Below are 11,362 nucleotides of genomic sequence, written 5' to 3'. Positions count from 1 at the left end.
AATGACTGTCTCACCGGCCACAACTTTGCTCAATAGGGGTTAGAACTTTACGCTAAGCTTGGCCTTACCCGAATTCTGATTAAAGCTCGAACCATACTGACCAGAATATTCAAGACCCAAGGTCGTCTGGTTGCCGAGATCAATATCAAAACCAGCCTTGATAATCGCAGTATCCTTGGCAATTGGTGCACCAGCCACTTCAAATACTGTTCCAGCATCAAATGCAGCAGCTGCAGTCGGTATAGTGTCGCCATAGGCGTGCTGCCAGCCGACTGTTCCGTTGAGCTTGGCATTCATGCTACCAAACACGACAGGAGCAGAAGCACGAAGACCAAGCGTAGTGAACGTAGTTGTCGTTGTTTCTTCTCCAATCTGCAGCGCAGCATTGCCGCCATGCTCGTTAAAGCGGTCTGTTTGCAGACGCACCACAGCAACATTCGCAAATGGCTCAATCGCTGTTCCATTCAGATCGAAACGATGTGAGAGTTCACCAAAAGCCTGTAAGATATTTGCGCTGTAATCCGTATCAAGACTCTCTGAAAAGCCGGGGAAAGTGACAAAGCGATCGGCTTCGATTTTGTGCCAGCTATAGGCAACGCCTGCTTTGAGCAGTGTCGCGTCCCATTGAGTGCCACCATAGATACCCAGATGATAATTATCGCTGTGACCCGACGAGTTGCGATCATTCACATCGAAGCTTGTGCGGCTGTATCCTGCGAGAGCACCCAGTCTCCAGTTTTCGACAACTTCCGCATCATATCCTGCAACGAAGCCACCCGTGGATTGCTTCAACTTACCGGCATTTCCGTCAGCTCCGGTCTCACTCCATTGACCGAGCGCCTGCCCCCAGATTGCTGCGCGCGGTGCGGAAATCTGAGCTGAATCGGCATCCGTTGCGACCGACGAAGATGCAGCATTTCGCTCACCACCAAATGCTGCACCAATGCGGTCCATAACTGCATTTCGCACAATGGAACTGTCATTGATGATCGCAGTTCGCGTTGAAGCATGAACTTCACCCGAAAGAGCATTGAATGCGCGAAGCGCATTTTCTTCGCTGTCCTGCATGACGACCGTGTCGTAAACAGCGTTGCCAGCACCAAGCTCTTCCACAGCGAGGGCTACCGACTTCTGATTACTTGTCTTTGCTGTAGCAATGAAGTCGACATCGTTACGAGCGATTTCGAGGTAAACCGCATTGGCGTCATAAGCCAAACCGAGATCTACGAAAGGCATGTTCTGGCTCATATCGCCAAATGTACCTGTGATGCCGCCTTCAGCACTCAGAATGGTGTAACGCTTGCCCGGCATATAGGTGCCAGCAGCCTTTTCTACATGAACCTTAGCGCCACCAAGCGCTGCCGTTCCACTCACATCGATACGGTCACTTTTACCGGCGGCATCAATTTCAGTGACATAAGTAGCTCCCGCATCAAATGCCAGATTGCCGGTAACCTTCAGCGTGCCGATAGAATTGCCCGGCGCTATGATACTGCCAGCACCAGCGTAAAGTCCGCCGATGATGCCTGCGCCACTAAGATGTGCGCCGTTTTCAACGCTAACCGTGCCGCCAAGGAATGCACCTGAATGGGATGCATCACCGATGACCAGACCGCCTTCTTTTACAGTTGTACCACCTGTATAGGTGTTGGCACCATTGAGAACCAGAACACCTGTGCCGGACTTCGTAAGGCTGCCAGTACCGTCAATGTTGCCGTCAAAACGCGTATTGGCAGACTGGTCTACAGTCAAAGCTGCAGAACCAAGGCTCAAAGTTCCGCCCTCACCCATCAGCGACGACATGCTCACATTGAAATTATTGAGATCAAGCTTGCCACCATTCACGGCGAAAGCGGTGTTGTTAACGAATGCACCATTTACACCGGCTTGAAGCGCACCGCCTTCAACCAAGGTTCCGCCCGTATAGTTGTTTGCCTGCCCCAGTACGAGCGTACCGGCTCCACGCTTGAGCAGAGCGCCCTCGCCCGTGGCTTGCTGCAACAACGTCACGCGGTTGTTTGCATCAGCAATGTCGATCCATCCAAGCCCTTCAAGCGAAACGGTGCGATCCAGTGTTTTCATATCGCTGCCAGTTATGCGCAAACCGCCATCAATGAGACGCAGGCGCGCAGCGGCATTGCCAAGAGCTGCATCTTCGCTGACAAGGATCGTTCCGCCGTCGGTTACTGCTGTTTCACCAATGAAGGAGTGGTCATCAATACAATAGTCCTTGATGGCCTGCTGGAAGCGCGCATCGGTGCTATCGCAGTTGAGCAATGTCTTCTTCTCTTCAAGCGTCAGATCGTTCAGGATTGGTTTGCCATTGGCATCCGAAATCTGGCCAAGATAGATATCTGTACGTTGGTTGTTTCGCGTTAGAACAAATTCCTTGTTCTTGTCCGCAAAGCCAAAAGCATTGGCACCCCAAACGAATCGTGTTTTCTGGACTTGATTTTCCGAGTAGGTCTGCAACTGAGGCCCGACCCAGCGGAAATCGTGCGCAACGGGTTCATGATCCGAGATTGCTTCTGGCTGGCGGCCAGGCCGAGTGACTTTTACGTCTTTAATCACCCCGGTATAGGGATCATTGGGATCATCTACAATCTCATACCACTTCCCGAATGGTCGCGAGACGAGGAAATGGTCGATCTTGGCACGGTCCCAGCTCGCCCAGGTATTGGTTGCGTCTTCGCCTGCCGATGGCCATGTGGTGCTACCATCGTTGAGATCATGTGGCTTGAAACCTTCACGGGCCGCATCAGTCTGAAGCAGCATATACTGCTTCTTGAGAACATTCATGGTAACCGGCGTGTTGTTATCTACCGCATAGGTTTCTTCTTGAAGACCAACATCCTTACCAGCTCTGTAGGCGACTGAAAGAGCGTCACCCCATTGCTTCCACGATAGGTTATCGATGTTTTGTCCGGCATATGCTTCCTGGATGACCGCACGCATGGTCTGCTGATTGGCGTTGAGAACATACTGCCGTGTCAGATCGCGGTAAAATGTATTACCGTCAGACTGCTGCATCAGCCTAATCTGTGCATCAATGTGATGAAGACCGCGCTCAGAAACATCACCAGCATTGAAATCGCCAAGAACAATAATTGGCTGATTAAATCCTTTTGCCCATGTATTGAGGGCTTTGGCTTCGTTCAGGCGACCAGTTGAACCGTCTGCATAATCAAGATGAACCGTACCGATCATTGTCTGCGGGCGGGAACCTTGGGCATCCAGCTGAGTGTAGCTGACATAGCGCCCCTGCGTCGATCCACCCAGATTAAGTGTTCCAAACGTGCCCGGGAGACGCGAAATAATACCCACATCGCCGACCTGCACGTTGCCGTAAGTGCCACGACCAGCGGCTTGGAGGAAATCGGGGATGCGCGTAACATAAGTACTACCGTTGATTTCCTGCATACCGAGGACATCAAAATTGGCGGCTGCCATAAAATCCGCGGTCAGTTCCGGGTTCTGTTTGAACTTGTTCCAGATATTGAGCGTCATGACACGAATGTCATAGCTATCGGCCGCGCGTGCCGGAGCAGCAGCTATTCCCGCGACTGCAACGCCACATAAAAGCTGCGCAGTTAAAGCCAGAAGTTTTCGGTTACGTTTGCTTGTCCCCGGTACCATCCCTCAGTCCTTTTCTTGGAAAATGCATCCACTTCATCAATGTGACAGCCGGATTGATCATCCAACTTCACCTGATACTGAAATGACAGAATTCAATGTCACTTTTATTACATTTTACTCCAGGGCGACTTTGGAAGACTCAATTATCCCACCCCATGAACAGTAATTGTCATTAATATTACATTTTTATTTGCTATCGCCTCTGTGAGTTCTTGTGGCCTAAGCCAACAATTTCCTTGCCTATTTCAACCTGGGAATGAGAGATGGATCTGAGCAACCACGCGCATAAGGATGCGAGAGCAAATATGAGCGAACTTGCTGGTTCCGGTGGCAAAAAGAAAGAAATCCGTCAGCAAATGCTGCTTCAGTGGATTGAGAACAGCCATTATGTTTCGCTGGAGGAGATCGCCGAACGATTCCGCGTTACCACGCAAACAGCCAGACGTGACATTGCGGATCTGGAGCATCAGGGCAAGGTCAGAAGGTTACATGGGGGCGTATCACAGCTAGCTCCGCTGGACCCCATCACCTATCGTCAGCGCAGGCATGATAGCGCAGATGAAAAGGCTCGGATTGCTGAAGCAGTGGTCGCGCTCATTCCCGATAACGCCACGATTTTTCTTGACACCGGCACCACATGCGAAGCGATCGCCAATGCGCTTGTAAGCAGGGAACGCCTGCATGTTGTCACATATAGCCTGAGATCCGCCGCCATTATTAGTGAAAAAACGGATTTCACTTTAGCAGTTCCTGGTGGCTTTGTTCGACCTATCGATGGCGGGATGTTTCAGGAAGATACACCGGAATTCATCCGACGCTTTAAGTTCGACTATGCAATCATTTCCGTCAGCGGCGTTGATGATGACGGTGATCTTTGTGACGACGACCATACGGAAGTGGCCGTCGTTTCAGCCGCATTGCGACAAGCGGCACAAAAGCTGCTCGCAGTTGACAGCTCAAAATTTGGCAAAAGAGCCATGGTCAGACTTGGATCGATTCACGACATTACCACCGTCATAACCAATGAAATTCCAGCCCCAATTTTATCCACCTTGCTTTCAGAAGCGAACATCCCTGTCGTTTTGGCAAACATGGACGCATAAAGTCATGAATCACCTACTTTGCTCATCCATTCGTCCCGTTCGGTGCAAGATCCTGAGATCGCGCAACGACTTTAACGACCCAATCAGCAAAAACGCGGAGGCGATTGCTCAAATGGCGATTGGGTGGGTAGACGAGATGGATCGGCATCGGCTCGATCTGCCAGTCCTGCAATACCGGGCGCAAGGCGCCGTTCGCTATATCCTCTTGCACCATGAATAATGGCGCCTGCACCACGCCTAAGCCAGCGCGTGCAGCGGCAAGATAGGTGGTAGATTCATTGGCCGCAACAACATAGCGTCCATTGACCTCGACCTCTTCCGTACCTCGTTTGAAGTGAAATGGCATTTGCTGACCGGTTGAAGGCCGGAAATAGCCAACTACATGACAATTATTGCTCAGGTCGGATGGATGTTTAGGTGTGGAGCACCGATCAAGATATTTCGCAGACGCACAGGCGATAAAATGCATATCGCCTATCCGGCGCGCAATCAGCGACTGATCGCTCAACTCGCCGATCCGGATCGCACAGTCGACGTTTTCCGCCACATAATCGACAGGGCGGTCTGATACGCCCAGATCAATCTGAATATCAGGATAGCGTTGATGAAACTCGATTAATGCCGGGATGATGATCAGATTGGCAACCGCACTCGCCATTTCTACGCGCAGGCGGCCTTTGGGTAGTGTCTGGGCGCTTGAGAGACTGCCGTCCAATTCTTCGAGATCGGAAAGCAAGCGTGCAGCACGCTCATAGTAAAGTGCGCCATCCGGTGTTACGAGAACACGGCGGGTCGTGCGATTGAGGAGTTTTGTACGAAGATGGGCTTCCAATCCTTGAATAAGATTGCTGATTGTGGCCTTCGGCACATTGAGAGAGGCAGATGCACGCGTGAAGTTACCGGTTTCAACCACCCGCAGAAATGCGCGCATGGCGGAGAGCTGATCCATTTTCAATAGCCACCATTGTTCGAAATTTTGGATAGTGTAACCAATACATGGGGACTATTCCAGATAATAGACAATGGTAATATCTCAACATGGCAGTTTGCCGCTAGTGGTTTGATTCCGACATTTGCTCTTACGAGTTACAGAGGTCGAACAAATGTCAGAATCAATTGACCGCTAGTCACGAAAGCAAGAAAGATGTGCGAGAAATTTACGGTTGGAACAATGCAGGCTGGTGATTCCACCTGCACGGCACGCATTTATCGCGGTGCCAGGTTGCTTTCACCGCCACCAGTGGTTTTACACCTGCATGGGGGGGCGTTCTCAAACAGCTGTCTTGGTGCCTGCGAACGCGTTGCCGAAACACTTGCTGAGGCAGGTGCGGTGGTCGTATCGCCTGAATATTCATCGGCCTGTCTCAACCCGTTCCCGGCGGCACTGGATGTGGCTTATTCCATAATGACCTCAATGCGCGCGCGTTGTCCGGAGTTTGCGCACAAGAAGTCTATGCTGTTCGTCGCCGGTGAAGAGGCGGGCGGTAATATTGCAGCCGGCGTGGCACTCATGGCGCGCGATCAACATCTGGCGGATCTTAAGGGTCAGATATTGCTTTCGCCCATGCTTGACCCATGCCTCGCCACGGCATCTTTCCGCAAATATTGTCCGGAGAGTGCCGTTCAAACGATTGCAGACGGCTGGCAGAACTATCTTGGCGAATGTGCAGGGTTCACCCACCCCTATGCCGCGCCCGCCCTTTGTACGCGGCTTGGTGGCTTGGTGCCAACTCTGCTCGTCACCAGTGCCCAATGTCCAATGCGTGACGAAACGCGAGCCTATGCAGAGCGTCTTCGTCAGGCCGGCGTCAAGGTCCAGTCGCATGTCCTGCCAGGACAAGCCGGCTGGATACCTGAGAACAAGGTCACGCGCACGGACTGGAAACCGCAGGAAAAGACACTGATCGACCTGTTTTCGGATTTCTTCCGGCAAGCAGGTGCAAAGCAAATCGAAGCATAACGTCAGCTCGAACGGTCTCCCAACCTTTGGCATGACGCTCAATATGAAGCCGGCCCCACCGGTTAGGAGATACAACATGACATCGAACATTGCCCGCCGGGCCCTATGGGGCGCTGGCCTGAGTATCCTATTGTCTGCAGCAGGTGGTGGCGCCATTCTTTTCGGTATGCCGCACCTGAAAGCCGACGCCGCAACCGATGTATCTGCTTCGCCACCCGCAGTTCCGGTTTCAGTTGCAGCAGCCGAACAGCGCACCATCAACAGCTGGGAAGAATTTTCCGGTCGTTTGGAAGCCATTGACCGCGTGGAAATTCGTCCGCGTGTCGGCGGCGCAATCTTGAAGGCACATTTCCGAGAAGGTGCTTTGGTGAAACAGGGTGATCTACTCGTTACAATCGATCCGGAACCTTATGCCGCTGCTGTTGAAAAGGCCAAGGCACAGGTTTCAGCAGAAGAAGCGCGTGTAGCCCTCGCCAAAGCTGAACTGGAACGCGGACGCCAGTTGGTGACAACCCGTACCATTGCACAAAGCGGCCTTGATCAGCGTTCAAGCGCCTTTGATGAAGCACAGGCAAGCCTTCGTTCCGCAAAGGCAGCACTGCGCTCGTCTGAACTTGACCTCCAATATACCGAGGTACGCGCACCAATCTCTGGTCGTGTCGGACGTCTGGAAGTAACAGCTGGTAATCTGGTTGCAGCAAGTTCAGCTTCACCGGTACTAACAACACTCGTATCGGTCGACCCGATCTATGCAAGCTTCAGCGCCAATGAAGAAGTTGTCACCAAAGCGCTTGCCAAGCTCGCGACTTCCCCCGGCGGCAATTCCATCGAGCGCATCCCGGTCCAGATAGGAACGGCAGCTGATAATGGCACACCGATTTCAGGACATATTCAACTTATCAACAACGAGGTGGATGCCACGACAGGCACGATCCGTGTTCGTGCAGCCATCGATAATCCAGATGGCAGGCTCATTCCGGGACAGTTTGTCCGCATTCGCTTTGGCGAACCGGACCCCGATCAGAAGCTCGTGGTAAGCGATCGCGCAATTTCGTCTGATCAGGACAAGAAATTCGTCTTTGTGGTTGGTGCAGACAACAAGGTTGAATACCGGCAGGTGGTGCTTGGTCGCAACTATGACGGTCTGCGTATCGTCGAAAGCGGATTGAAGCCCGGTGAAAACATCGTCGTCAACGGCCTGCAGCGCATTCGTCCCGGCGTAGTCGTTGTACCGCAGCCCGTAACTGAAACGCTTGCCAAGAATTAATTGAAACGGCGCGTCTGTCGGCGCGCGCAAACGCAAAAAGCTCAGCCTATTCATCCCGCGAGAACACATGTTTTCGCGGGAACGGGAGAGTCTTTTGCTCATCCGCCTAAAGGGGGATAATAAGATGAACTTTTCACGCTTTTTCGTAGACCGACCGGTCTTCGCTGGCGTTCTGTCGGTACTGATCTTTGTTGCCGGTCTGATTGGCATGACCGGTTTGCCGATCTCGGAATATCCGGAAGTCGTGCCACCACAGATCGTGGTGCGTGCACAATATCCGGGCGCCAATCCAGCCGTTATTTCAGAAACTGTTGCAACACCGCTTGAAGAGCAGATCAACGGTGTCGAAGGCATGCTCTATATGCAAAGTCAGGCGACCGCTGATGGTGTCATGACACTGACGGTCACTTTCGCACTCGGCACAGATCCAGATCAGGCCCAGCAGCTGGTACAAAACCGCATTTCACAGGCCGAGCCACGCCTGCCGGAAGAAGTACGGACGCTCGGTGTCACGACAGCCAAGAGTTCGCCCGATCTTACACTTGTTGTTCACCTGATATCGCCCGATGGCCGATATGACGTGAACTACTTGCGCAACTATGCTGTTCTCAACGTCAAGGATCGTATTGCTCGTATTCCAGGCGTCGGTCAGGTGCAGATTTTTGGCGGCGGCGACTATTCGATGCGTGTCTGGATTGATCCACAGAAGGCCGCTGAACGCGGGCTTTCGGCCGGAGACATTGCCAACGCCATCCGCCAGCAAAACGTTCAGGCCGCAGCTGGTGTTATTGGCGCTTCACCATCCGTTTCGGGTCTCGATCTGCAGCTTTCAGTTAATGCTCAGGGACGTCTCCAAACACCTGAGGACTTTGCCGACATCGTTGTGAAATCCGGCAGTCAGGGTGAAGTTACGCGCCTTGGCGATGTTGCACGCGTTGAAATGGGGGCAGCGGATTACTCGTTGCGCTCGCTGCTCGATAACAAATCAGCCGTCGGCATGGGTGTTTTTCAGGCGCCCGGTTCCAATGCCCTTGATATTTCCACAAACGTCCATGCGGCCATGGCCGAACTGAAGAAAACCATGCCGGAAGGCGTGGACTTCGATATCGTTTATGACACAACAGCGTTTGTTAAGGCCTCTATCGAGTCGGTTATTCACACTCTGCTTGAAGCCATCGTTCTGGTTGTAATCGTGGTTATCATGTTCCTGCAGACATGGCGAGCCTCGATCATTCCTCTCGTAGCTGTTCCCGTGTCTATCGTCGGCACCTTCGCGGTGATGTATGTATTTGGCTTCTCCATCAATGCACTAAGCCTCTTCGGCCTCGTGCTTGCGATCGGCATCGTCGTCGATGACGCGATCGTGGTGGTGGAAAATGTCGAGCGTAATATTGAACAGGGCCTCTCTCCGATTGAGGCGACCTATCGCGCCATGCAGGAAGTGTCCGGTCCAATTATCGCCATTGCACTGGTGCTGGTTGCGGTTTTCGTACCCCTGGCCTTCATTACCGGCCTGACTGGCCAGTTCTATCGTCAGTTTGCGCTGACTATCGCCATATCGACCGTGATCTCGGCCTTTAACTCACTGACGCTGTCGCCAGCGTTGGCAGCTTTGCTGCTGCGGGGCCACAATGCACCGAAAGACCGGCTGACCCGCATTATGGACAAGCTGTTTGGCTGGTTCTTCCGTGGCTTTAATCGCTTCTTTGGTGCAAGTTCAAATGCCTATGGTCGCGGTGTTGGTGGTATTCTCACACGCAAATCGCTTGTGATGGGCCTCTATGTCGTGTTGCTCGGCGTCACCTTCGTTCTGTTCCGTGCGGTGCCCGGCGGCTTTGTTCCGGCACAGGACAAGCAATATCTGATCGGCTTTGCACAATTGCCGGATGCGGCAACGCTCGACCGTTCGGAAGATGTTATCCGCAGGATGACGGATATTGCACTCAAGCAGCCTGGCGTCGCCAATGCTATCGCCTTCCCGGGTCTATCAATCAATGGTTTCACCAACTCGTCGAACTCCGGCATTGTGTTTGTAACCTTGAAACCGTTTGAAGAGCGCAAGACACCTGAACTCTCTGCAAATGCTATTACCATGCAGCTCAACCAGCAGTTTGGATCCATTCAGGATGCCTTCATCGCCATGTTCCCCCCCCCTCCCGTACAGGGACTGGGTACTACCGGCGGCTTCAAGCTTCAGCTGGAAGATCGCAATGGTTTAGGCTTCCGCGCACTTGACGATGCAACCAAGGCATTTCTTGCCAAGGCGTATCAGACACCGGAACTGGCGGGCCTTTACTCGAGCTATCAGATCAACGTTCCGCAACTTTTCGCTGATATTGACCGGGTGAAGGCACGCCAGCTGGGCGTGGCCGTTACGGATGTTTTCGAAACTTTGCAAATCTATCTTGGTTCGCTTTACGTCAACGACTTCAATGCCTTCGGCCGCACATACAGCGTGCGTATTCAGGCAGACGCGAATTATCGCAGCCATGCCGAAGATATTGGCAAGCTGAAGGTTCGTTCGCAGTCTGGTGAGATGATCCCATTGTCCGCCCTTCTTAAAGTTGAGCAGACCGTGGGGGCAGAGCGCGCAATCCGTTATAACGGCTTCCTTTCAGCCGACATAAACGGCAACCCGGCTCCCGGCTTTTCATCCGGTCAGGCGCAGGCTGCAATAGAGCGGATTGCGGAAGAGACCTTGCCTGCAGGCATTGCCTATGAATGGACCGACCTGACATATCAGCAAATTCTGGCTGGCAATTCGGGTTTCCTTGTCTTCCCTCTGGCGCTGCTGCTGGTCTATCTTGTGCTGGCTGCGCAGTATGAAAGTCTCACACTGCCACTCTCGATCATCCTGATCGTACCAATGGGCATCATGGCCGCATTGATCGGCGTCTGGTTTACGGGAGGTGATAACAATGTCTTCACCCAAATTGGCTTGATCGTTCTGGTGGGGCTGTCCGCCAAGAACGCGATCCTGATTGTTGAATTTGCCCGCGAGCTGGAACTATCCGGAAGAACGGCAGTTCAAGCGGCTATCGAGGCAAGCCGGTTGCGTCTGCGTCCGATCCTCATGACCTCAATGGCTTTCATCATGGGCGTTGTTCCGCTTGTCATATCAACAGGGGCCGGTGCGGAAATGCGCTCTGCAATGGGTATCGCTGTGTTTGCCGGAATGATCGGCGTGACGGCCTTCGGTATCTTCATGACGCCGGTGTTTTATGTGCTGATCCGCAAATTGACAGGCGAACGTCCGCTGAAACATGCTGGACCGAAAGTAGAAATATTGGATGCTCACGCTGAAGTCTAAAAACATTAAGGCCGGAGGCAAAACCTCCGGCCTTTCTGCATATGAATCACCAATTGTGTAACCCAAAGCCGTTCTCAATGACTTTT

6 protein-coding genes are annotated in these 11,362 nt (G+C 52.6%); 4 read left to right on the top strand and 2 right to left on the bottom strand.

Translation table 11 applies throughout. The features are described 5' to 3' along the window. Nucleotides 1–39: 39 nt before the first annotated feature. Nucleotides 40–3,636, bottom strand: a complete 3,597-nt coding sequence (locus tag KMS41_13505) for an autotransporter domain-containing protein (GenBank protein ID QWK79934.1) — start codon at nucleotides 3,634–3,636, stop codon at nucleotides 40–42. Nucleotides 3,637–3,899: 263 nt separating this feature from the next. Here KMS41_13505 and KMS41_13500 point away from each other — a divergent pair, with 263 nt between their 5' ends. Further along, nucleotides 3,900–4,739, top strand: coding sequence for a DeoR/GlpR family DNA-binding transcription regulator (locus KMS41_13500; protein ID QWK79933.1), 840 nt, complete (start codon nucleotides 3,900–3,902; stop codon nucleotides 4,737–4,739). 22 nt (nucleotides 4,740–4,761) lie between these two features. Here the strand turns inward: KMS41_13500 and KMS41_13495 are convergent, their stop codons facing one another. Beyond that, the gene (locus tag KMS41_13495; protein ID QWK79932.1) at nucleotides 4,762–5,688 is read right to left on the bottom strand and encodes a LysR family transcriptional regulator; all 927 of its coding nucleotides are present in this window, start codon (nucleotides 5,686–5,688) and stop codon (nucleotides 4,762–4,764) included. A 195-nt stretch (nucleotides 5,689–5,883) separates the two neighbouring features. Between KMS41_13495 and KMS41_13490 the strand changes: the two genes are divergently transcribed. The 3 genes from KMS41_13490 to KMS41_13480 all read left to right on the top strand — a co-directional run bounded on the left by KMS41_13490 (nucleotide 5,884) and on the right by KMS41_13480 (nucleotide 11,276). Continuing rightward, on the top strand, nucleotides 5,884–6,699 hold the full coding sequence (locus tag KMS41_13490; protein ID QWK79931.1) for an alpha/beta hydrolase: 816 nt from the start codon (nucleotides 5,884–5,886) through the stop codon (nucleotides 6,697–6,699). Nucleotides 6,700–6,775: 76 nt separating this feature from the next. After that, a complete protein-coding gene (locus KMS41_13485) occupies nucleotides 6,776–7,966 on the top strand; it encodes an efflux RND transporter periplasmic adaptor subunit (protein ID QWK79930.1) in 1,191 nt (396 codons plus the stop codon). 124 nt (nucleotides 7,967–8,090) lie between these two features. Next, on the top strand, nucleotides 8,091–11,276 hold the full coding sequence (locus KMS41_13480) for an efflux RND transporter permease subunit (protein QWK79929.1): 3,186 nt from the start codon (nucleotides 8,091–8,093) through the stop codon (nucleotides 11,274–11,276). Nucleotides 11,277–11,362 lie beyond the last annotated feature (86 nt).

This window comes from Ochrobactrum sp. BTU1, assembly GCA_018798825.1.
Taxonomy (GTDB): Bacteria; Pseudomonadota; Alphaproteobacteria; order Rhizobiales; family Rhizobiaceae; genus Brucella.
This window is presented reverse-complemented; position numbering and strand designations above follow the sequence as displayed.

What these genes read in the sequence shown, in the direction of transcription:
- KMS41_13505 (QWK79934.1), bottom strand. Translation starts at nt 3,636, where the DNA reads ATGGTACCGGGGACAAGCAAACGTAACCGAAAACTTCTGGCTTTAACT.
- KMS41_13500 (QWK79933.1), top strand. Translation starts at nt 3,900, where the DNA reads ATGGATCTGAGCAACCACGCGCATAAGGATGCGAGAGCAAATATGAGC.
- KMS41_13495 (QWK79932.1), bottom strand. Translation starts at nt 5,688, where the DNA reads ATGGATCAGCTCTCCGCCATGCGCGCATTTCTGCGGGTGGTTGAAACC.
- KMS41_13490 (QWK79931.1), top strand. Translation starts at nt 5,884, where the DNA reads ATGTGCGAGAAATTTACGGTTGGAACAATGCAGGCTGGTGATTCCACC.
- KMS41_13485 (QWK79930.1), top strand. Translation starts at nt 6,776, where the DNA reads ATGACATCGAACATTGCCCGCCGGGCCCTATGGGGCGCTGGCCTGAGT.
- KMS41_13480 (QWK79929.1), top strand. Translation starts at nt 8,091, where the DNA reads ATGAACTTTTCACGCTTTTTCGTAGACCGACCGGTCTTCGCTGGCGTT.